Annotated in this window: 21 protein-coding genes; 15 read left to right on the plus strand and 6 right to left on the minus strand. The window is 55.2% G+C overall.

What is annotated here, in order from left to right; all coding sequences use genetic code 11:
- The first annotated feature begins 39 nt into the window (after positions 1 to 39).
- The 8 genes from RBB44_RS10930 to RBB44_RS10965 all read left to right on the plus strand — a co-directional run bounded on the left by RBB44_RS10930 (position 40) and on the right by RBB44_RS10965 (position 7,048).
- A complete protein-coding gene (locus tag RBB44_RS10930) occupies positions 40 to 1,053 on the plus strand; it encodes a TRAP transporter substrate-binding protein (RefSeq protein ID WP_306147415.1) in 1,014 nt (337 codons plus the stop codon).
- A 64-nt stretch (positions 1,054 to 1,117) separates the two neighbouring features.
- The gene (locus RBB44_RS10935; RefSeq protein ID WP_306147416.1) at positions 1,118 to 1,663 is read left to right on the plus strand and encodes a TRAP transporter small permease; all 546 of its coding nucleotides are present in this window, start codon (positions 1,118 to 1,120) and stop codon (positions 1,661 to 1,663) included.
- A complete protein-coding gene (locus RBB44_RS10940) occupies positions 1,660 to 2,943 on the plus strand; it encodes a TRAP transporter large permease (protein WP_306147417.1) in 1,284 nt (427 codons plus the stop codon). The genes RBB44_RS10935 and RBB44_RS10940 overlap by 4 nt, the downstream gene beginning before the upstream one ends.
- 16 nt (positions 2,944 to 2,959) lie before the next feature.
- Positions 2,960 to 3,250 (plus strand): putative quinol monooxygenase, encoded by a 291-nt coding sequence (locus tag RBB44_RS10945; RefSeq protein WP_306147418.1) that lies wholly within the window; start codon positions 2,960 to 2,962, stop codon positions 3,248 to 3,250.
- Entirely contained in the window at positions 3,247 to 4,044 is a 798-nt protein-coding gene (locus RBB44_RS10950) for an N-acyl homoserine lactonase family protein (protein WP_306147419.1), read from the plus strand. Before RBB44_RS10945 ends, RBB44_RS10950 begins: the two co-directional genes overlap by 4 nt.
- Positions 4,041 to 5,285: a 3-oxo-tetronate kinase gene (otnK, locus tag RBB44_RS10955; RefSeq protein ID WP_306147420.1), complete on the plus strand. Its 1,245-nt coding sequence runs from the start codon at positions 4,041 to 4,043 to the stop codon at positions 5,283 to 5,285. Before RBB44_RS10950 ends, otnK begins: the two co-directional genes overlap by 4 nt.
- On the plus strand, positions 5,282 to 5,929 hold the full coding sequence (gene otnC, locus RBB44_RS10960; RefSeq protein WP_306147421.1) for a 3-oxo-tetronate 4-phosphate decarboxylase: 648 nt from the start codon (positions 5,282 to 5,284) through the stop codon (positions 5,927 to 5,929). Before otnK ends, otnC begins: the two co-directional genes overlap by 4 nt.
- A gap of 12 nt (positions 5,930 to 5,941) precedes the next feature.
- A complete protein-coding gene (locus tag RBB44_RS10965; protein WP_306147422.1) occupies positions 5,942 to 7,048 on the plus strand; it encodes an isocitrate/isopropylmalate dehydrogenase family protein in 1,107 nt (368 codons plus the stop codon).
- Positions 7,049 to 7,076: 28 nt separating this feature from the next.
- Here RBB44_RS10965 and RBB44_RS10970 read toward each other — a convergent pair whose 3' ends face one another.
- The 4 genes from RBB44_RS10970 to RBB44_RS10985 all read right to left on the minus strand — a co-directional run bounded on the left by RBB44_RS10970 (position 7,077) and on the right by RBB44_RS10985 (position 12,532).
- Positions 7,077 to 8,045, minus strand: a complete 969-nt coding sequence (locus RBB44_RS10970) for a D-2-hydroxyacid dehydrogenase family protein (protein WP_306147423.1) — start codon at positions 8,043 to 8,045, stop codon at positions 7,077 to 7,079.
- Positions 8,046 to 8,099: 54 nt separating this feature from the next.
- Positions 8,100 to 9,191 (minus strand): 4-oxalomesaconate tautomerase, encoded by a 1,092-nt coding sequence (locus tag RBB44_RS10975; protein ID WP_306147424.1) that lies wholly within the window; start codon positions 9,189 to 9,191, stop codon positions 8,100 to 8,102.
- 132 nt (positions 9,192 to 9,323) lie between these two features.
- Positions 9,324 to 11,351 (minus strand): tripartite tricarboxylate transporter permease, encoded by a 2,028-nt coding sequence (locus tag RBB44_RS10980; RefSeq protein WP_306147425.1) that lies wholly within the window; start codon positions 11,349 to 11,351, stop codon positions 9,324 to 9,326.
- 74 nt (positions 11,352 to 11,425) lie between these two features.
- On the minus strand, positions 11,426 to 12,532 hold the full coding sequence (locus tag RBB44_RS10985) for a tricarboxylate transporter (RefSeq protein ID WP_286183337.1): 1,107 nt from the start codon (positions 12,530 to 12,532) through the stop codon (positions 11,426 to 11,428).
- A gap of 133 nt (positions 12,533 to 12,665) precedes the next feature.
- Here RBB44_RS10985 and RBB44_RS10990 point away from each other — a divergent pair, with 133 nt between their 5' ends.
- Together RBB44_RS10990 and RBB44_RS10995 are read left to right on the plus strand one after the other, a co-directional pair.
- Positions 12,666 to 13,334 (plus strand): response regulator transcription factor, encoded by a 669-nt coding sequence (locus RBB44_RS10990; protein WP_209174459.1) that lies wholly within the window; start codon positions 12,666 to 12,668, stop codon positions 13,332 to 13,334.
- Positions 13,334 to 14,764: a sensor histidine kinase gene (locus tag RBB44_RS10995; protein WP_306147426.1), complete on the plus strand. Its 1,431-nt coding sequence runs from the start codon at positions 13,334 to 13,336 to the stop codon at positions 14,762 to 14,764. Before RBB44_RS10990 ends, RBB44_RS10995 begins: the two co-directional genes overlap by 1 nt.
- On the opposite strand, the gene tcuB is transcribed toward RBB44_RS10995, so the two are convergent.
- Together tcuB and tcuA are read right to left on the minus strand one after the other, a co-directional pair.
- Positions 14,727 to 15,797, minus strand: coding sequence for a tricarballylate utilization 4Fe-4S protein TcuB (tcuB, locus tag RBB44_RS11000; RefSeq protein WP_306147427.1), 1,071 nt, complete (start codon positions 15,795 to 15,797; stop codon positions 14,727 to 14,729). The genes RBB44_RS10995 and tcuB overlap by 38 nt on opposite strands.
- Positions 15,787 to 17,172, minus strand: coding sequence for an FAD-dependent tricarballylate dehydrogenase TcuA (gene tcuA, locus RBB44_RS11005; RefSeq protein WP_306147428.1), 1,386 nt, complete (start codon positions 17,170 to 17,172; stop codon positions 15,787 to 15,789). The genes tcuB and tcuA overlap by 11 nt, the downstream gene beginning before the upstream one ends.
- Before the next feature lie 79 nt (positions 17,173 to 17,251).
- Between tcuA and RBB44_RS11010 the strand changes: the two genes are divergently transcribed.
- From RBB44_RS11010 to RBB44_RS11030, 5 genes are all read left to right on the plus strand, one after another.
- Complete coding sequence (locus tag RBB44_RS11010) at positions 17,252 to 18,175, plus strand: LysR family transcriptional regulator (RefSeq protein ID WP_306147429.1); 924 nt, start codon at positions 17,252 to 17,254, stop codon at positions 18,173 to 18,175.
- A 298-nt stretch (positions 18,176 to 18,473) separates the two neighbouring features.
- Complete coding sequence (locus RBB44_RS11015) at positions 18,474 to 19,505, plus strand: LacI family DNA-binding transcriptional regulator (protein ID WP_209174464.1); 1,032 nt, start codon at positions 18,474 to 18,476, stop codon at positions 19,503 to 19,505.
- A gap of 90 nt (positions 19,506 to 19,595) precedes the next feature.
- Positions 19,596 to 20,900: a sugar ABC transporter substrate-binding protein gene (locus tag RBB44_RS11020; protein WP_133953215.1), complete on the plus strand. Its 1,305-nt coding sequence runs from the start codon at positions 19,596 to 19,598 to the stop codon at positions 20,898 to 20,900.
- A 120-nt stretch (positions 20,901 to 21,020) separates the two neighbouring features.
- A complete protein-coding gene (locus RBB44_RS11025) occupies positions 21,021 to 21,899 on the plus strand; it encodes a carbohydrate ABC transporter permease (protein WP_306147430.1) in 879 nt (292 codons plus the stop codon).
- Positions 21,900 to 21,910: 11 nt separating this feature from the next.
- A complete protein-coding gene (locus RBB44_RS11030) occupies positions 21,911 to 22,741 on the plus strand; it encodes a carbohydrate ABC transporter permease (RefSeq protein WP_306147431.1) in 831 nt (276 codons plus the stop codon).
- Positions 22,742 to 22,748 lie beyond the last annotated feature (7 nt).

Here is a 22,748-nt window from a genome sequence, read left to right on the forward strand (position 1 = left end):
ACCAATACGGCTTGAGGAGAGCCGCGGGAGGAGACCGAAATGTTGGAAAAGAAATTCTTGAGGCGGCTACTGGCTGGCGTTGCCGTTGCGGCTATCGGACTGAGCAGCGCGCATGCGGCGGAAAAGCTGCGTTTCAGCCACACTGACAACCCAGGTGGATCTCGTCAGGCCGCTGCAGAACTGTTTGCCGAGAAAGTCGCGGAATACACCGATGGCCGTTACGAAGTGCAGATTTACCCGTCCGGGCAGCTCGCAAACGACCCGAAAGCAATCGAGCTCCTCCAGCTCGGCGGTATTGATTTTACGGTGTCAGCGACCGGCAGTTACGCAACCCATCTGCCCAGCCTGAACCTTACGGCCATGCCGTTCCTTGTCGACACGTACGAACAAGGCTGGGAGCTCTATGACAACTCAGAGTGGCTTCAAGGCGAGTTCCAGAAACTCCCGGAAAAGGGTTTCCGCGTTTTGTCGACGTGGGAAGCCGGCTTCCGCAGCTTCACGACAAACGAACCCCTGACATCTCCGAAAGATGCCGAATCCATGAAAATGCGGGTCTTTCCGAACGACATGATCCGCTGGTCCATGGAAGCCATCGGTTTCCAGACCGTCGTGATGCCGATCACCGATGTTTACCTCGCGATCCAGCAGGGCATTGTGAACGGCCAGGAAAACCCGGTGGACACCATCAAATCGCTGCGGTTCTACGAAGTGGCGCCAAACATCACCTTGACCCGTCATGTTTACAGCCCGCTTCCGCTGACCGTTGCCGAAAAGACCTGGCAATCCTTCTCTGAAGAAGATCAGGCAGCGGTCCTTAAAGCTGCCACGGAATCTGCCGCTTTCAGCCGACAACTCGTTCAAAGCTCGGTCGACAGCCAATTGACGGAAATGCAGGAAGCAGGTGCCACCGTGAGCGTACCGGAAATCGGCCCGTTCCGTGAGGCAGTACAATCGGTTTATGCCAAGGCCAAGGACGTCTACGGCACAGAAGCCGTTGACAACATTCTTGGTGATGCAGCAGCCATCCGCGAAGCCCTTCCCGCCCAAAACTGATCAAGCCTTTGGGTGTCAACTGGCCGGAACTTGAAGCACACGTTGCTTCGGTTCCGGCGCTCTCTTGAAAGACTTTGCCTTGGACTACCGAGATCATTATCCGGCTGCGCTGCGCTGGCTCAGCCATATGGTGGACTTTTGCCTGGCGCTTGCCGGTTTTGCCATCGTCACCCTGGTCTTTTGCAACGCCTCTTTGCGCGGGTTTGCAGGCTTCGACCTTGCCTGGTCGTTGGAAGTGACAAGCTTTCTGCTGCTTTGGAGCACCTTTATCGGATGCGCCGCGGCGATTGCGCGTGGGGCGCACATGCGGGTTACCGAAATCGTTGAAAACCTGTTGCCTGTGCATATGCAACGGGTTTTGTCGATCGGGATCGATGTGATCATCACCTGCCTCCTGATCAGCCTGATCTACACCGGCTACAACATCTCCATCCATACATGGGCGCAAAAAACAACAGTGCTCTACTGGCCGGTCGGTCTGCTTTACGCATCCATGCCGGTCGGCATGTCGCTGACGTTGATTTTCCACCTCTTCAACATGGTGTTCGACATCCGGAATCCGGTCGTGCCCCACTCCACCCATTCTGATGGCGGCGAGGCCTTGCTATGATCCTGTTGTTTGTCGTCGCGGTTTTTCTGAGCACCGTGTTTCTTGGAATTCCCCTTGTCTGGGCCATCCTGATTACGGCAGTCCTGCCAATAATCGTATTCGATCTCGGATACCCGCTTCAGGCGCTGTTCCTGAACTTCATTGGCGGCGTGGAACCGAACCATTTCCTGGCAATCCCTCTCTTCATTGTTGCGGGCGAAATGATGAGCCGCGGCGGTGTTGGGCTCAGGATCATTGGATTTGCAAGAGCTGCCTTCGGGTTCATGGCGGGTGGCCTCGGCATGGTTGTTGTCGGTGCTTCAATGATCTTTGGCGGCATTTCGGGTTCTGCCATTGCCGATTCAGCGGCCATCGGTTCGGTAATGATCAAGAACATGTCCCGAGAGGGCTACGACAAAGCCTTCGCTGCTGGTCTCGTCGCAGCGGCTGGAACCATCGGGATCATCATTCCACCATCCATCCCGATGCTCATCTACGGCTTTGTCGGAAATGTCTCGGTCGCAGACCTTTTCATTGGGGGCATGGTGCCTGGCATTCTGTTCGGCGCCTTCTTTATGGGCGTGTGCTATTATGTTGGAAAATCAACCAATTGCGACCCCGGCGGCCGGACAACTACCCTCAAGGAGCTGACCTCGTCGTTCATCGGAACAGCTCCAGCTCTCTTCATGCCGGTGCTTATCCTGGGCGGCATTTTCACCGGCTGGGTCACGCCGACTGAATCTGCAGCGCTCGCCGTGATCTACGGGCTTTTGGTGACAACAGTCGTCTATCGCGATTTCAACATCAAGGACCTGCCGCGCCTTCTGATCGACTCCTTTGTCACCAGCTCTGTAGTCATGGTTGTTATCGGAGCCACCACAGTACTCGGCTGGTTGATTACTTTGGAGCAGATGCCTCAGATCCTGGTCGGCTTCGTACAGGAGTTCTCAACCGGCCCATGGATGTTCCTGCTTCTCGTGAACATCGTTCTGCTTGTCCTTGGACTGGTTCTCGATCCTGTCCCGGCGATCTTGCTGACCGCCCCCCTGTTCCTGCCAACCGCCAAAATCTTTGGGGTAGATCCGGTGCATCTTGGGGTGATCATGACCTGTAACGTGGCAGTCGGGCTTTTCACTCCGCCGGTCGGGGCAACGCTCTATGTCGCATCCCGCATCTCCGGCGTGGGGGTCCTGTCCATCGCACGCCGCATGCTTCACCTTTACCTGGCAGCGATTTTTGCGCTTCTGCTCGTCACCTATTTCCCGATCTTCACTATGGGTATGGTTGGGTTGTTCAGGTAATTGCAAGGACCAATCGATGTTTGTTGTGACAGTCACATTTCAGATCAAACCGGATCAGTTCGAGGCGTTCTTGCCGTTGATGGTCCAAAATGCGCAGGCCTCACTCACAACAGAGGATGGATGCCGGCAGTTTGATGTCTGCACCGATGAAACCCGGCCCGAAGAGGTTTTTCTTTACGAGGCCTACGATGATGAAGCGGCATTCAAGACGCACTTGAAAACGCCGCACTTCCTGAAGTTTGACGCGGATGTGGCAGAGATGATCTCGGAGAAGACAGTCAAGACTTACAAGGGGGTCGTTCAATGACCCCATGGGAAGTCTACGCCGTCAAATATGCCGAGCGAAACTCCAGGACACGCCGGGACAGTTTCCTGTTTGACGACAATCACGATCAGCCGCATGACATGGACTATTTCGTCTGGGTTCTGCGCCGGGGTGATGAGCTCATTCTGGTTGATACCGGATATGATCACGAAGAAGCCGATCGGCGGGGACGGCCTGTTCTAAAAGATCCACGGGAAGCCCTTCTCCCGCTCGGCATCTCACCGGATAAAGTCACGACCATCATCGTAACGCACCTTCACTATGACCATGCTGGCGGCCTGAAACACTTTCCAAACGCGACCATCCATCTGCAAGCGGCAGAAATGGCATACGCAACCGGTCCCTGCATGTGCCATCCGGTTTTGAAGGCCCCCTTCACCGGCGAACATGTCTGCGAAGCTGTCCTCAGACTTTATTCAGGCCGGGTGACGTTTCACGAAGGCGATGGTGAAGTCGCTGAAGGGGTAACTGTTCACCGGATTGGCGGCCACAGCAAAGGCTTACAAGCGGTCCGGGTGCTAACCAGTGCCGGTTGGCTGTGTCTGGCATCGGACGCGGCGCATTACTATGAAAACTTTCTCAGTGAAAAGCCATTTCCGATCGTCGTAGACCTGCAGGAAATGCTCAACGGTTTCAGGCGTATCCGTACGCTGGCGAGCGATGACCGACTGGTTATCCCGGGCCACGATCCTTTGGTGCGCAAAACGTTCCCAGTTTTTGGCGCAGATCACATCTTGCGCCTTGACCAGGGACCATCTGAGGAGGCCGGAAAATGAAACTCGGCGTCATCGCAGATGATTTCACAGGGGCGTCTGATATCGCACTGATGCTGTCTGAGGCCGGCATGCGAACGGTGCAATTTGTCGGCGTACCAGCTTCAAACAGTCTATTCGGCTCTGGCATCAACTGTGATGCTGGCGTCATCAGCCTAAAATCCCGGACGGAGCCCGCCGAAGATGCAATCAGGCACTCGCTGGCCGCATCGGACTGGCTGATCTCGCAAGGATGCGAGCAAATCGTTTTCAAGGTTTGCTCGACGTTCGACTCAACGGATGAAGGCAACATTGGCCCTGTGACCCAGGCTCTCGCCGAGCGCCTTGGAGAACAAACTGTCCTTGTATGCCCGGCTTTTCCAGAAAATGGACGCACGGTCTATCAGGGGCATTTGTTCGTGGGAGACACGCTCTTGAGTGAAAGCGGAATGCAAAACCACCCGCTCACCCCCATGCGCGATCCGGACATTCGACGGGTTCTTTCCAGGCAAACGACTTGGCCCGTTTCGCATATTCCTCATAAGACCGTCCGGCTGGGAGCGGCATCTATTCTTGACGCAGCCAAGACCGAAACGGGCTCGATGGCAATCGTCGATGCAATCACCGATGAGGATCTCATTGCGATCGGAAAAGCCGCAGCGTGCCGCCGTCTTGTTACCGGAGGGTCCGGGATCGCAATCGGTCTGCCGGCCAATTTTGGTGTCACTCCGCATCATCAGGCATGGACTGGAACAAACGGTAAAGCAGTGGTGTTGTCCGGATCCTGTTCGTCGGCAACACGTGGCCAAGTGAAACACTACAAGCAAAGAGCCCCCAGCCGTGAAATCATGGTTGAGGATGTGATCGGGGGTTGGTTATCGATGGAAGAGTTGGTTGAATGGACCATCAGCCAAGACGAGCCGCCACTTCTCTATTCTTCGGCAGACCCAGAAACCGTCAGTCAGGTCCAGCAACGGTTCGGTCGGGAAAAGAGTGCATCTGCCATAGAAAACCTGTTTTCCGGTCTTGCTGCAGCTCTTGTTGTCGCTGGTGTTGAACGCATCGTGGTCGCAGGTGGGGAAACGTCAGGCGCTGTCGTATCCGGGATCAAGGCATCCACTCTTGAAATCGGCCCTCGGATCGCCCCTGGCGTTCCGGCTTTGAGAGTCGCGGGCCAGCCGCTAGCCCTCGCTCTCAAATCCGGCAACTTTGGCGGACCTGACTTTTTCAAAGACGCCCTCCACGTTCTGGGTGCAGGCTCATGAGCGCTCTCTCCAAAGCCCGCGAGCAGATCGCCGTAATGGCCAAATCACTTTATGACCGAGGCCTGACCCACGGATCGACCGGCAACATCTCTATGCGTCTGGATGACGGCACTTATCTGGTCACGCCGACAGGCTCATCCATGGGCTTTCTTGATCCGGCCTGCATCAGCCATCTGTCGGAGACTTGGGCGTTGCTGTCCGGAGATGCGCCGACAAAGGAAATACCGTTGCATACGGCATTTTATGAAACCCGAGGGGCGACCGGTGCCGTTGTGCATCTGCATTCGTGCCATTCAGTGGCCTTGTCTTTGCTGCCGGAAATTGATCAGGACAATGTCCTGCCTCCCCTCACAGCCTACGGGATCATGCTGCTCGGCAAAGTGAAACTGTTGCCGTTTTTTGTCCCCGGCGACCCAGCCATGGGCAACGCCGTTCGCGGGCTGGCTGGCAAACGATCAGCCATTATTCTCGCCAATCATGGCCCTTGCGTTGCGGCCAAGGACCTTGAGGCTGCCGTCTGCGCCATGGAAGAGTTGGAGGCGACAGCAAAGCTGGCTCTGTTGCTGCGCGGGACATCTCCCACACTTCTGGACCCGGAACAGATATCGCAAATCGTCACCCGTTTTGATGTTGATTGGACGTAAGGAACCGTACTCATGAAAATTGCGCTTATCAAAGGGGACGGGATCGGCGTCGACGTCGCGGGCGCTGCAATGGCTGTGCTCGAGGCTGCACTTCAAAAAACCGGACAACCGAAACCTGAGTTGGACGAAATTCATGCTGGCGCAGCGTATTTCCAGGAAACTGGCCAGGATATAGAGGCCGACGGAGAAGACAGGGCTGAAGCTGCAGATGCCATCTTCCTGGGCGCCATTGGATTGCCATCCATTCGGCACGCGGATGGAACGGAAATCTCTCCGCATTTAAGGCTGCGCGATCGCTTTGGTCTTTATGCTGGTGTTCGCCCGGTCAAAGCCTATCCCAATGCCCCGCAACGACTTGCCGATCCAAGGGCAGCGGGAATCGATCTCATCATCTTGCGCGAGTCCACCGAAGGTCTGTTTTATTCTGCGGCAGCACACAAACGCTCTCTTGTTGTGAACGATGACGAAGTTCAGGACATTCTGCGGATAACACGAAAGACCACGACGAAGCTGCACCGGTTTGCCTTCGATCTTGCCCGCAAACGCCAGAAGAAAGGCTTTCAAGGCCGCCTCACTTGCGTCGACAAGGCGAATGTTTTTACCTCGCTCGCCTTTTTTCGCCAGATCTTCGATGAGGTGAAAACAGACTATCCGGATGTTCCGGTCGGCTACAATTATGTGGACGCCCAGGCCTTGGATCTGGTGCGCAAGCCCTGGGACTTTGATGTGCTGGTGACCGAAAACATGTTTGGTGACATTCTTTCCGACCTCGCCGGCGGGCTTGTTGGCGGAATGGGAATGGCCGCCTGTGCGGAGATCGGCGACCACACGGGACTGTTCCAGCCGGCCCATGGCAGCGCGCCGGACATCATGGGACAAGACAAGGCCAATCCCCTTGCAGCAATCCTGAGCGGTGCTCTGATGCTCGATTACCTTGCCGAAAAACTGGGCAATCCCCACCTTTCAGACGCAGCCGATCTGATAAACCACGCAGTTGACGATGGGTTCCGCAACAACCGTTTGCGTCCCATTGAGTTCGGCGGCGACATGGGAACCCACGCGATCACACAGGTTGTTATCGATACCGTGTCCGAAAGCCGCCAGATCGCCGCGCAATAATCAGCCGCGGTGATCATCAGCTTGCTGGCTACGAATGGGTTTCGGGGTTTATCATATGAATTGGGGCGCCAGCCGCGTAGGCGTTGACCTGATCGAAAATATCCGAAAATTGCAAATCGAACTCGTCTTCGGTGACATAACCGATATGCGGTGTCGGCAACACGTTTGGATGGGCCAGAAGCACGTTATCTTGATCGCGTAGCGGCTCCTGGTCGAAGACATCAACGGATGCAAAAATCCGCCCACGGGCGACTTCTGCTTCAAGAACCCCCGGGGCAATAAGGCCGGATCGTGAGGTATTCACAAGGAGCGCGCGGGGTTGCATGTTCGCAAGGTCGGCCTCCGTAATAATGCCGCGCGTTTCCGGCTTCAAGCGAACATGCAAGCTGACAATATCTGATGAGTTGAAAAACACCTCCCGGCTTTCGGCAACCCTTGCACCATCCTTGATCGCGCGCTCGCGGCCGGCATCTGATGCCCACCATTGGACATCCATTCCGATGGCTTTAGCATAGCCTGCAACGGCTTTGGCAATCCGGCCATAGCCATAGAGCCCGAGCGTTCTACCCCGCAGAGTTCGTCCGACACCCATTTGCCATTCTCCGGCACGGATCGACGCCACCTGCTGTGGGATCTGGCGATAACTTGCCAAAATCAACGCCAAAGTCATCTCTGCAGCAGCGTAAGACGGTGTTCCGGAATGCATGTTGGAACATAAGAGAACGCCGTTTGCAGTGCAGGCCTCAACATCGATGTGCGGATAGACACTGCGCTGCGATATCAATTTCAGGTTCGGCAACCGCTCCAGCAAATCAGCAGTTATTTTGGTGCGTTCGCGAAACAGAACGACTGCATCAGCTTCCTGGAGCCTGTCGGAAAGCGCACCAACGTCTTCGACATGGTCGGTCCAGACAGTGACCTCGTGTTCTTTCAGTTTTTGAAAACAAGGCAAACCGCGCAGCGTATCGAACCAGTCATCCAGTATGTGCACTTTCATTGATGTCACGCTCCAAACAAAAAGCTCAATTCTGTTGTTCCGGGATCAAATTGGTCAATTTCTCTGCCATACAGACCCGGGAATGAAGACTTCGCCGGTCGCAAGCTTGCGCGCGGTCCTCAAAAGACCAGCAGAGATGACTTCAAAGCGACCGTTTTCATCTTTGTAGTCAATCACAACTTCCATCATACCCATTGGGTGCTCCAGTTTGAGGTCAGCTGGTGCACCTGGGCGCGGTTCCAACAAACCTTCCGCAACTGTGCCAGGCGCCAAAAGACAGGCAGCAAGACACTGCGACCCGGTGACTGCCAGGGTCGGATGACATTTCCAAGGCATGAAATACCGGACACAGGCCGAACCACCGCCCTTGGACGGAGCAAGCAGGCCGAATTTCGGCGTAACTGATTTGGTCACATCCCCGAGGCCCATACGTTCACCCGCAATCAGGCGAATAGCCTCCATCTTGGCAAAAAGGTCTCTGTTGGAATCAAGGTCCGCGGCACTTTCATATCCGGTGATCCCGAAATCGGATGCAAGGCCGATCACCATCGGCATGGCGACATCCATGCACGAAACGGTCACACCATTGATGACTTCCGTCCTGCTGCCGGTGGGAAAAAGAGCGCCTGTCAGGCTGCCTTCGACCTTCATGAAACGCAACTGGATTGGCGCCGCAGTACCGGGCACACCATCGATTGCGGCATTGCCATCATACTGCACAACGCCGCCAGGTGTTTGCACAAGTTCGGAAACCAGCGTCCCCGTATTGACGGCACGGATCCGCACTTCGGTGACATCACCGGTTGGTTCCACAAGACCCATTTCTATGGCTGCAGGTCCTACACCGACCAGAATGTTGCCGCAGGACGGCTTGTAGTCGACCAGTTTTTCCTCAACACCAACCTGAGCAAAAAAGTAGTCGACGTCGGCCCAATCGTCGTCAGATTTCGACAACATCGCGATTTTCGTAGTCACGGCAGTTCCGCCGCCGATGCCGTCGATGTTGAACGGATGCCCAGCACCAACAATCGATGTCAGAACGTTGGAAAGGTCATCCAGACTTTCCGGCAGATCGCTTCGCTTAAGGTAAGGACCGCGGGAAGACCCTCCACGCATGAAAATGAATGGGGTGGAAGTTTGCATCATGACCTCACCTCCTCATGAGATAGATGACAGTTCTTTGGAATGCGGATGCCTGGGCGTGCTGGCGGCCATAAGCGTCAGCGGATCTGGCCAATAAAGGCCTGTTCCGAAGGACGCCTTTGGGTTGGATGAAACTCATGTCAGAGGCCACGGAAGCTTCACCACGGACTGAAGCAGTCCCGGCGGGAAGTCCCGGTTCAGCAGCCAGGCCATGCCGCACATGAACGCGATTCCGCAGGCGGCGTAGCCAATCGCATAGACCCAGTTTCGACCGGCTCTAAGGCGAATGAACGCAACAAGAAACGCGCTGAGGGCAAGGATGAAACCGACCAGGGACGTAAGCAGCAAGAGCCCTGCAAACCAGGCGAGTGTCTGCCAGAGACCTCGCTGATTGCCATCTGCGTTGCCTACTTCGCCATCACAAAAGAGAGGATCGGTTTCCGACCGGAAACGCATCTGGAAAAGCAGGATCACACAGCCGACAATGGAAACGAGGCCGACGAACTGCGGGAAGACCCGGTCAGCGGACGCATAGTCCGGTATGAGCGAGGCATTGGTGAAAGCAAAGACCAGGTAACCCAGAACCGCCAAAAGGAAGATGAGCGGTGCTCGCTTGGTTCCGTTCGGGATATCGCCCTCTGCGCGGATATTCTTTGACTGCTTAAGACCGACGACAACAGAGACGACGGTAATGATGATCAAAATGATCACAATGGGCGAGAAGATGTAGTCGATCCCCTCCGAGAACCCTTTCCGGAACCGGGAGGCCGCGATCTGGACAGCCTGGTTTGTGTAGGTCTCAGCCGGATTTGACAGAACAAACCCGATCAGAAACGCCGGGCGAGACCAGTCGAACCGCCGCATCAAGATGCCGAGAAGGCCAATGGCAAACAGTGCCACGAGATCCATCAGGTTCTGGCCGGATTGAAACGCGGCAAACGAGATGATCATGAAAAGGAACGGCGCAAGCAATGCGAACGGGATCGTTGTAAGGCGCGCAATCACCCCGGATCCCCCAATGCAGATAATTGTTCCAACCACGTTGGCGAGTGCGAGCAGCCAGACGATCGCATAGGTGACATCAAGATTGTTCTTGAGCATCGACGGCCCGACTTCAATCTGCCCGGATCCGAGCAAAGCAACGGCCCCGATGAAAACGGCCATGGATCCAGACCCCGGGATGCCGAACAGAAGCGTCGGCACAAGACCGCCACCCTCTTTGGCATTGTTGGAGCTTTCCGGACCGATCACGCCCCGGATGTCACCCTTGCCGAACTTGGATTTGTCCTTCGATGTCTGCACCGTGTGGCCGTAGGCGATCCAATCCACGACAGACCCGCCAAGGCCAGGAATGACGCCGACGGTCACACCGATCAACGAACACCTAATGCTGAGCCAGATGTTTGAAAACCAGTCACGCACACCATGGAGCCAGCCACCACCGAGCATGGACCGTTCAGAAATTGCCCGATCCTGGCGCAGCAGGGCAACAATTTCGGGTATCGCGAAGATGCCAAGGCCAACGATGACGAGCTTCAACCCGTCCGTCAGATAGGGCATGTCGTAGGTTGCCATCCGTAACGCCCCGGCGCTGTCGCCTTCGCCGATGGTGCCAACCATCAACCCGAGGCCTGCAGCAACGATGCCTTTGATTGCAACTTGCCCTGCCAGAATGCCGACCATGGACAGCCCGAACAGGGTGATCATCAGAAGTTCAGGAGTGCGAAATTCCAGAACAACGGGTCGGGCAACAAGTATGAAAACAGTCAGAAACGCAGCCCCGACCAATCCGCCGAACAACGAAGATGCGAAGGCAGCGGACAAGGCACGCGCCGCCTCCCCTTTCTTTGCAAGCGGAAATCCGTCGAGAACTGTTGCTTGCGACGCGGACGATCCGGGAATGCCCATCAACACCGACGCGAACGTATCGGACGTGGGAACCACGGCGACCATGCCGATCATGAGCGCAAGCCCCAAAACCGGATCCATCCCGAACATGAAGGGCAGCAGCAGCGACAGTCCCGCAATACCGCCAAGACCCGGGAAAACGCCGATACAGAGGCCCATGACCACACCGAGAACCAGGTAGCCGAGAACCGCAGGTTGGAAAATCATCGCAGACGCCTGGGCGAGCGCAGGCATAGCGGTACCGAGAATGTCCACTGGATCGTCTCTGATTTTAATTTGGGAAATGAGCCCGCCCGATCACAACCGGGCGGGTATTTGGAAAAGCGCCGTTATTTCAAAGATACGCCGTAGCGATCTTGGAGCCATCCAACGACAAATTCTTTCGCGCTGGTCGGCACTTCAGTTGCACTTTTGAGTGCTGCATCCGCTTTGGCCCCTGTCATCTGCGGATACTTGCCCAGACGCCCAGCGGAGATTTCGGCGAAATCACCGCGCGCTTTGACAGCTTCAAACGCCTTGGCATAGGTGTTGATCGCGTCCTCTGATGCTCCGTTCGGCAAGAACACCATTTTCTGTGCAGGGAAACCTGCGATGAAGAACGCCTTCCAGGCATCCCACTTTTCACCGCTCGTTTCGCAGCCATCGGTTGCCTCGCAGACTTCCTTGAAAGTCGGCATGTCCGGGAAGGTCGGATCTCGGACAATATTGCCCTCATCATCCAAGGCACCCCAGCTCATCATCGGAACGGCTGTTCCAGCTTCAACGAGAGGCGTCACGCCTTTAAGGTAGGATGAGGACGTTTGGTAGTCGATGTTGGCTTCGCCCCGCTCGAACATCAAACGGCCGTCGCCGCGCCCTTTGATACCGAACACTGGCTCAACATTCAGGCCCAGCATTTCCCAGGCGAGAAGGGGCACGAGATCAAGACGGGTAGCGCCTTGTGATCCATAGATGAAGTCTGTTTCGCGTAGCGCGCTCGCATCGTTGCCGTTCATCTTTTCAGCAAGATCCGGCGGCAGGTAGGCAACGCCACCTGTGCCTGATGCGAGAACCACGTTCCAATCCTTGTACTCGTACCGGACACGCGGATCGCCAAGCAGATAGGGAAACTGCGTTGAGCCTGAAGACCCGAAAATCAGCGTTCCGTCACTGTCGGAGTAGTCTTGTCCCTGGAACCAGTTGGCACCTTTTGTGGATCCGGCTCCTGGCATGAACTTGACAACCACGGTTGGCTGTCCGGGCAGCGCTTCACTCAAAAGCGGTGCGTAGAAGTTTGCCCATTTTGCGGACCCACCCGTTTCAGAAAACGGGATAACCCACTCAACGGTTTTTCCGGTGAGATCGAGACCTTCCGCGAGCACCTGAGAAGGGGCAAGGGCGCAGGTAGCAAATGCCACACTCAGCGCGAGGCGCTGTGTAAGCTTCTTCAAAACCATAATTTCCTCCCAATGGCGCAGCAGTTTTGGTTTGACTGCCGCACATTCAGGCCACTCAAAAGCAGCTTGATGCCCTCAGATTTCCCTGCGAAGCTTGCAATAAGCTTTCATCGAAAAGAAAAAGAAACAAGTGATGCGGATTGCCCTCGTCGAAGACAATGTCAGCCTTGCAAAGGGAATTGCCTATCAACTCCGGGACGCCGGGCACTCTGTTGATGTGCTTCACCACGGCGACGATGCCGATACTTTCCTCAGACAGGAAACGGGCGATCTCGTTATTTTGGATATCAACTTACCTGGCAAAAGCGGCTTGGATCTTCTTGCAGATCTCCGGGAACGGAGTGACCCGCGGCCGGTCATCTTGCTGACTGCCCGGTCTGAAACACAGGATCGGGTGAAGGGTTTGGATGCAGGCGCAGACGACTACCTTGTAAAACCTTTCGAAATGGAAGAATTGGCCGCTCGGATCCGCGCACTTGGGCGTAGAAACACGGCCGTATCGCCGTCACTCGTGAACCTGGGACCTCTGAAATTCGACGCGGGCAGCATGCAGTTGTTTGACGGTGATGTTGCACTTGAGATTCCAAGACGGGAACTGTCCTTGCTCTCCGCTTTGATCCAGGCAAACGGACGAACCCTGTCAAAGGCCAGTCTGCTGGATCAGCTTTACGGAGCCGGAAGCGAAACCGATGAAAAGGTGATCGAAGTTTATGTCTCGCGGCTGAGAAAACGGCTTTCGCCGTTCGACATCAACATCCAGGTTCACCGCGGAATTGGATATTCGTTGAACAGAGCGTCTTAATGAAACGGTCTTATTCCCTACGTCTGCGGCTGACCCTGATCATCCTCCTGCCCCTTTTGTTGGTCGCGGGGCTCGCCGGCGTCTGGCAGCTGAATAATGCGCGTTCAACGGCGAGCGATGTATTCGACCGCAGTCTGCAATCTGCTGCGCTTGCCGTTACCAACGACGTCGCGCTTTCCGGCGGCGATGCCTTGGTTGCCAACACCCGAAAAATCCTTTCGGATACGTCCGGCGGGCGGGTTTACTATCACGTCTACGCGCCGGATGGCGTGATAGTGGCAGGCTATGCGACGCCTCCAGTTGGCATCCCGACCAGTGCAGATGGTGACCTCAGCCCGGTTTACTTCAATGGTGAGTATCTCGGACGGGAAGTGCGCGGGTACCGCATGCGGACCCGAATGCAGGTCGATGGTTTCAGCGGAGTTTTCACGACGACTGTTTGGCAGGATGTCTCAATACGCGCTGCATTCGTCCGGGATCTGACCTTGAGGTCCCTCGCGGTGATTTCATCAATTATCCTGTCACTCGCATTGATCGTCTGGTTTGGCATTCGTATCGGTTTATGGCCGCTCAGTGATTTACAGCAGGCCATCGACTTGAGATCAGGTGAAGATCTCAAACCGATCCGGCGCCCGGTACCGGTGGAAGTGCAAGGCATCGTGCAAACGCTAAACCGGCTGCTGGGGCAGGTTTCGGAAGCGATGGCAACTCAAAACGAATTCATCTCGAATGCCGCGCACCAACTGCGCAACCCCATCGCTGGTGTGTTGGCACTTGCTGAAGCCGTGAGATCCGCCAAATCGGAAGACGCAATGCGTGAAAGGGCGGAAGACCTCGTCAACGCTGTAAAAGACACAAGTCTTCTCGCTCAAAAACTGCTCACTTACGAACGCGCAAAGGCCATTGACCAAACGTCGCTGGAAGAAGCTTTCTCGGTCAATAAGTTGCTTGACCCTCTGGTGTCAGAGTACCGGAACCGTTTCCCGCCGGACGTCGAGATCATCTGGACACCAGCTACGGAAGACGTTCGCATTACCGGTGACCGGACAATGATCCGTGAAGCTGTGTCCAATCTCATCGACAACGCCTTCCGGCATGGCGGACCAAAGCTCGACACCATCACTGTTGGCTTTGAACGACTGGGCCCAGACCTTTCGATTACCATTGCTGACAACGGGGTAGGTCTAACGCCAGACCAGATCCGCACCGCTCGCATGCGGTTCGGGCAAGTATCCGAAAACAGCGGTGGGAGCGGCTTGGGTCTTCCAATTGTGGAACGGGTCGCTGAACGTCACGGTGGCCGGTTGGAGCTTAAGGATCAAAACCCGGGGCTTGTGGTGCGTATGACTATCTCTGTCGGGACTTGCGCCTCTTCCAGTCAGCCCACTGACCTCACTCCGACGCAGCTTTCCGTTGCTCATCCCGAATGAGCGCAGCCAGCCGGTAAAACCCGTGGGCCATTTTTGTGTAGGGCGTCAGTAAGAAAAAGCTGAGCACCGATCCGAGGTGAATTGCAAGCATCAGCGGCATGATTTGCGTTCCGCCAAGCCAGTACAGCAGCAGACCACTCAGAGCCACCAGGAAAAGAAGAAGGACGAAGCCCATTTCCCCGCCCCAGGCTGACGACGCTCCAAGGTTCCTGTCCGCCTTCAATTTAAGGCGCGCAAGCTCCACCGTTCCGAGAACCATCAAGATACCACCTGGTACACCGAGTAATTTGGGAAGCGACCAGAGCGGGTAAGGTGCCGGCATATTAAAGGCATAGTGAAGAATGGTCCCGGCCGATGTGGCTGCAAAGCAAAGAAGAAAGCCATACATCACCGCCTGATGCGCCAGTCTCCGCGCGTTGGAAAACTTGTCTTCGTCCTCGAAATTGCAGCCATCACCGTGTCCACCAGCCAGGTTTTTCATGTTGGCTGCCGATCCAAACGCACCGACGATGTGAGCCAGCGTGATACGTGTTCCGTCCGTGCCTTGCCAATATCTCCGAAGACCGATCGCAATGCTGAAAAGCGGAAACAGAAATGCCGGCAAGAAGATCGCCACCATCGCATTGTGGGAAAGCACTGCATAAAACCCGTCGCCGCCGGTAGACCCAAGCGTCCGCATCGCGAGAAACAAAACCGCAAATCCCAGAACAGTGGCGACAGCGATCATCACACCGTTTTTTTGAAAGATTTGCGCCAGTGGACCAGGCCAGGCAAAGCTCTCCCAACTGTCCTGACGAACTTCGGCCAAGGCCTTCGGAAGATTAAGATCGAACTCGTGCGGCGCAGTGTACTGGCAGGCATAATAGCAGCCCCGGCAGTTGTGACAGAGGTTTGCAAGCTGCGTGAGATTACCGTCTGTAAAAAACCGCTGTTGATGGAGCGCGGGAAAGACGGAGCAATACCCCTCGCAGTATCGGCATGCATTGCAGATTTCCGCTTGGCGGCGTGCTTCCTGGAGAAGATCAGTTTGCATAGTTTGCTGCCTCCCTTCCGGCAATGCGTCCGAAGACCGTCCCAATGGTCATGCCGAAACCGGCGAGGTACCCCTGCCCCAGGATGGAGCCGGCCATGGTTTCACCGGCTGCCCAAAGATTTGTGATAGGGCCATCTTGTGTGCTGCATTGCGCGTTCTCGTCGACCTTGAGGCCGAGATAGGTGAAGGTCACACCGGTCTTGAGGCTGTATCCGTAGTATGGGGGCTCATCGATCGGCCGGGCCCAATTCGTTTTCGGCGGGTTGATGCCGGTGGTCTTTACCCCGTCCAATTCAGTCGGATGAAACTTCGCCGTGTCTCCGCATGCCGCATTGAAAGTCTCAACCGTGTCTTTCAGCTGCACAGGTGGCAGACCCAACTTTTCGGCCAGTTCTTCAAGCGTATCGGCCTTGATTGGCGGAAAGACGGACGGCATGAACAAGTCCAAAGACTTGGAATCGATGATCACATAGCCCACCTGGTCCGGCTGATTGGCGATCAGTCGCCCCCAAATCGCATAACGTTTCGGCCAGACGTCCTCGCCCTCGTCATAAAACCGTTCGGCATTCTTGTTGACCACGATGGAAAACGGAACACAGTCCAGACGCGTTACGATACCGCCGTCAAATTTTGGCGCCCGTCCATCGATTGCCACGGCATGACATTGGGTCGGATCACCAACTGATTGAACGCCCTGGTCCAGTAAATCTGCAAGAACAACACCCCGGTTATAAGGCGTTCCCCGGATCAGGAAATTCTTCGCAGGCGGCCCCCACGCACGCGTGAGCCAGTCCGTGTCTGCCTGGAATCCACCAGATGCGACAACGATGGCCTTGGGGGCGATCCGCTTGCTCTCTCCCTCATGCTCATAGTCGAGATGCGCTATCCGGTTCCCGTCCAATTCAAGATGCGTGACATTGGCCTCGTAAAGAACTTCAACGCTAAGTTCTTCGGCGGTCCGGTAATATGCATTCACCAGTGACTTGCCGCCCCCCAGAAAAAACGCGTTGGTGCGTGCAAGCGACAAGGTACCTGACAAAGAGGGCTGAAACCGAACGCCGTGCTCTTCCATCCAAGGCAAGCACTCTTCCGAAGTTCGGATGGCTAGCCGAGCAAGATGCTCATCTGTTTTTCCGTCGGTCACTTTTAGAAGGTCTTCAAAATACTCTTCTTCAAAATAGTCTTCGACAAGCGGGCCAAGCGGGCCTGAATGCATGCAACGGAAGTTGCGCGTGTGCCGGGAGTTGCCGCCTCGATAAGCCTTTGGCGCAGTCTCGAAAATGACGACGCGCGCGCCCAATTCAGCGGCCGTGATTGCGGCGCACAAAGCAGCGTTCCCTCCGCCAATTACAGCCAGATCATAGCTATGCTTCATGTCAGATGCCCTTTCCCGCCTAGAGTAGGACAGCAGACATTGATTTGACTAATGATGATAATATCACGATTATTGCGCAATGCGCATCAATTACGATTTTACTGACTTGGAAGCCTTTTTGGCAGTGATGGAAACCGCATCTTTTCATCATGCCGCTGAGCGTTTGAACCTTTCGCAGTCAGCGATCACCCGTCGCGTTCAAAAGCTGGAAGAGGTTCTCGGCTCCCCCTTATTCGAGCGAACCACGCGGCTTGTGAAACCGACGCTCGCGGCCAAACGCCTTTTTCCACGCGCCGAAGCGATATTGGATGGTGCCGAGGAAGCAACACGTGCAATGCGGGATGAGAGTGTCGCTTTCTCTCATCAACGAAATGCTGTGGTAACGCTGGCAATGATCCCGACATTGATTGTTCCCCTTCTTCTTCCTGCACTGCGGCTGGTTCAGGCAAAAGGCCTCGATCCACGTGTTCGAGTTCTGGATCATGCCGCAAATCAAGTTGCAGAAGCCGTCGCGCAGGGTGACGCCGATTTTGGCGTGTGTTCGGCGGGCGTGGCAGAACCCAACACGCTTTTTGAACCCCTTTTCGAAGACGAGATTTCCGTTGCAATACCTCCCGATCACAGATTTGCAGGCCGTGTGCATGTCTTGTGGTCAGATCTGCATCGTGAACCGCTAATTCTACCGGCCCGCGGAACAGGCAACCGACTCTTGATCGACGATGCAATGGCAGAAAACAGGCTTTCGGCCGCTTGGACGTATGAAGTTGGCCGAACAACCACTGCTATGGAGCTCGCACGCGAGGGTCTCGGATTGGCGCTGTTGCCGCGTACCGGGATGTATTCAGGAATAGGAAAACAACTTGATTTCAAAAACCTTCGCAGCCCGACCGTTAAGCGCCCAGTTGGTCTATTGTCACGGTTATCAGGCTCCGACAGCCCAACTGTTGCTGAACTGAAAACAGCCCTAAACAGCTGTGCAGCTGATCTAAGACGGCGACCTTAGGCGGGCCAGAAACCTATTCGCTGGTATTCAAACGTAGCTGCGTTCCTCCAAACGAACATGAACAATCATCCAGCCTGCCCCCTTGAATAGTTCTTACGTAATGATGCTTTCAGAACCGGGATTGCATCGTTGATCAAGGCAGCGAACTCATTTCCAGACGTACTGTTGTCATTCGCTTGACCAATTTCAGCTACGCAAACTAATGTAATGTCAAAAATTGTCGCGCGGAAACAAATGCAGATGTCCTTTTCCGAAAACCAGCGGCTCATAATGTGGATGGACTGGAAAGGCAGAACAAGTGGTCGAGCGGAAGCTGAAGAACATGGAGGAGTTTGCAGCTGTTAGCGGCATCTCTAGGCCAACGCTCTCAAAGTATTTCAACAATCCCGAGAGCGTCCGCCAAACGACACGGTTGCGCATCGAAGACGCCCTGCAAAAATACGATTTCAGGCCAAACATTTTCGCGATGAACCAGAACCGCAAGCTGACCAAGAATGTCGGCATTGTGGTCCCTTTCCTTGCCGACCCGTTCTTCACGGAAATAGCAAGGAAGTTGGAGCAACGCTGTCTAGAGGCCGGGTTTCACCCAACCCTTTATAGTGCCCACGGCCAACAGCAGCTTGAGAATGAAATCCTTGATAGCCTTCGGTCTTTGAAACCGGCCGGGGTCCTGCTCGCACCGCTCGGCCGGGCGTCAGACAAACTGTCCGTTGAAAAATTCTGCCAGGATGTTCCGACAGTTCTGTTTGACAGTAACATTGAAGGCATCGGAGAAGCCTTTGTGGGATCTGACAATTTCAGCTTTGTCTCCCAGACTGTCGACTATCTTACCCGAACGGGTGAGCCACCGAGTTTCTTTGAAATGCGCACACCAGCCAACCCGAACGCCAACAAACGGCGGGCGGCATATGAGCAGTTGATGGCCGAGCGCAATCTCGAACCGCGCATTCTGAAGATCGAGGGTGAGGGCTGGGCGTTCGAACAAATTGGGCGGGACGGTGCGCTTCGCATTTTGGAAACCGGCGGGTTTCCGACCAACACCGTATTGTGCAGCAACGATCGCCTGGCGATCGGCCTGCTATCCGCCTGTTATGAGAAAGGCTTGCGGGTCGGGCGCGGCGCTGGCTGCGCCTTAAGGGTCGCCTCTCATGACGACCACCCATTTTCAAAGTTCACCTGCCCGTCTTTGACAACGGCTGCCCATGATTATGACAGCGTTTCGGACCACGCCTTTAAGACCCTCAACAATCTCATAGAAGCGGGCGGGCGATTTGCACGCCGTGAAGAAACCGTCTTCTCAGCGCGCCTGGTCTTACGCAGTTCTGCGTAGCAAAAATTTTACGCGCGTAAATTTTTTATTGACTCGCCGTTACGGTAGCGCTTAGGGTTGGCCCAACATCCAGCCAAGGGAGGAGATCGGATGTACATAAAGAACGCACTTTGTGCGACGACTGCGCTTGTCGTGTTGACCGCAGCGGCAGCGCAAGCAGAAACACTCACCATCGCTACTGTGAACAACGGTGATATGATCCGCATGCAGGGTTACACCGACGATTTCACTGCAAAGACTGGTCATACCGTCGAGTGGGTCACTTTGGAGGAAAACGTACTGCGTCAGCGCGTGACCACCGACATTTCAACGAAGGGCGGCGCTTTCGACATCATGACCATTGGCATGTACGAAACGCCAATCTGGGGTGCCAACGGCTGGCTCGTTCCACTTGACGATCTCTCCGAAGAATATGATGCCGCTGACATCCTGCCCGCTATGGCTGGTGGTCTGAGCCACGACGGAACGCTTTATGCCGCTCCGTTTTATGGCGAAAGCTCCATGATTATGTACCGTACAGACCTCATGGCAAAAGCCGGTCTGGAAATGCCAGACGCGCCGACTTGGGATTTCGTCAGAGAAGCAGCGGCGGCTATGACTGACCGTGACAACGAAATCAACGGCATCTGCCTTCGCGGCAAGGCTGGTTGGGGTGAAGGCGGCGCATTCATCACAGCGATGTCGAACTCGTTCGGTGCACGTTGGTTCGACATGGACTGGAACGCTCAGTTCGATACCGAACAATGGGCCAATACGCTGAACTTTTACAAAGACATGATGGATGCCTCCGGCCCTCCGGGCTATGCGACCAACGGCTTTAATGAAAACCTGTCGCTCTTCCAGCAGGGCAAATGCGGCATGTGGATTGATGCCACGGTGGCAGCATCCTTTGTAACAAATCCAAACGACTCGACCGTGGCCGACTCTGTCGGCTTCGCTTTGGCCCCTGATACAGGGCTTGGCAAACGTTCGAACTGGCTGTGGGCCTGGGCGCTGGCAATTCCTGCCGGGACTCAAAAGGAAGCAGCTGCAAAAGAGTTCATCGAATGGGCTACGTCCAAATCCTACATCGAACTCGTAGCTGCCAAAGAAGGTTGGGCCAACGTTCCTCCAGGTGCACGGACGTCTCTGTACGAGACCCCAGAGTATCAGGCCGTACCGTTCGCCAAGATGACCTTGGATTCAATCCTGTCAGCTGATCCGAACAACTCGACCGTCGAACCGAGCCCATACGTTGGCATCCAGTTCGCTGCTATTCCGGAGTTTGCCGGTATCGCAACTGAAGTGAGCCAGGAGTTCTCGGCTGCCTATGCAGGTCAACAGACCGTCGAAGAGGCATTGGCCAAAGCTCAAGCTCTGACCAACGATGCAATGGAAGCCGCCGGCTACCGATAAGCTCGCGGTAACTTCCAGTACCGGAGGGCGGGTTCGCCCGTCCTTCGGCCTCCTTCTGCCATTTCATTTTAAAGATATATTTCGAGACGGACCAGCGTCCGTCAACAGAGGAGATGTGTCATGGCCACTCAGCAATCACGTTCTGCCGCCCGGATGATGATGGCACCTGCAGTCGTTCTGCTCTTGGGCTGGATGCTGATCCCGTTGTGCATGACGCTGTTCTTTTCCTTCAAGAAATACCTGCCGCTGCGCGGCGACTCCATGGCCAACGGGTTGGAGTGGGTCGGATTTACCAACTATATCAGGTTCGTGAGTTCAAGCTCGTTTTGGCCCAGCATTCAGACCACGCTGATCATTGTCGGAGGCGTTCTGGTCATCACAATTGCCTTGGGAATTGCATTGGCGATCTTGCTCGATCAGCCAATGTGGGGTCAGGGCGTTGTCCGAATTCTGGTTATTGCGCCCTTCTTTGTGATGCCGACCGTATCCGCGCTGGTCTGGAAAAACATGTTCATGGATCCGGTCAACGGCATCCTGGCACATCTCTGGAAGTTTTTTGGCACCGAACCGATACAATGGTTGAGCCAGGCGTCCCTGCCATCGCTGATCATGATCGTCTCCTGGCAGTGGCTGCCATTCGCGACGCTGATCTTGCTGACTGCTATTCAGTCTCTCGATAGTGAGCAGCTAGAGGCCGCTGAAATGGACGGCGCCCCAGTCCACAAACGCTTCTTTTTCATCGTTCTTCCGCATCTGGCGCGGGCGATCACCATCGTGACCTTGATCCAGACCATCTTTTTGCTGGCGATTTTCGCGGAAATCTTTGTCACCACCGGCGGTGCCTTTGGCACCAAGACATTGTCTTACCTGATCTTCCAGCGGGTGCTGGAAAGCCAGAACGTAGGTCTCGGCTCTGCAGGTGGTGTCTACGCCATTATCCTCGCCAATATCGTTGCGATCTTCCTGATGCGCATCGTCGGCAAAAACCTTGACGCGTGAGGAGTAATCAAATGGCCCGCGCAGTTACAACAAACCGGAAAATGATCAACACAGCCGTCGCCTGGTTGATAGGTATGCTGATTTTCTTTCCGATCCTCTGGACGATCCTCACCAGCTTCAAAACCGAAGCGCAAGCAATCGCCGATCCGCCGATATTTTTGTTCTTTGATTGGACCCTAGAGAACTATTCGGTGGTACAGGAGCGCTCGAACTACATGCGTTTCCTTTGGAACTCCATATTCCTGGCTGGCGGCTCCACGATTTTGGGACTTATCATTGCAGTTCCGGCTGCTTGGTCGATGGCCTTCGTGCCTTCAAAACGCACAAAGGACATCCTGCTGTGGATGCTGTCCACCAAGATGTTACCGGCAGTTGGCGTGCTCTACCCGATCTACCTGCTCTTCATCCAGTTGGGCCTTCTTGACAGCCGCATCGGACTGACAATCGTCCTGATGCTGATCAACCTGCCGATCATAGTCTGGATGCTCTACACGTACTTCAAGGAAATCCCTGGCGAGATCCTGGAAGCCGCCCGGATGGATGGCGCGGGCCTGAAGGAAGAACTCCTTTACATTCTCACCCCCATGGCCATACCGGGCATTGCGTCGACCATGTTGTTGAACTTCATCCTGGCCTGGAACGAAGCCTTCTGGACGCTCAACCTGACGGCCGTCAATGCGGCACCGTTGACGGCGTTTATCGCGAGCTATTCGAGCCCCGAGGGTCTGTTTTTCGCCAAACTCAGTGCGGCCTCGACCATGGCGATTGCCCCCATCCTGATCCTTGGCTGGTTCAGTCAAAAACAACTCGTTCGCGGCCTGACATTCGGCGCGGTTAAGTAGGGAACAC

Origin of the sequence: Roseibium sp. MMSF_3247 (assembly GCF_030733765.1) — a bacterium.
Classification (GTDB): Bacteria; Pseudomonadota; Alphaproteobacteria; order Rhizobiales; family Stappiaceae; genus Roseibium.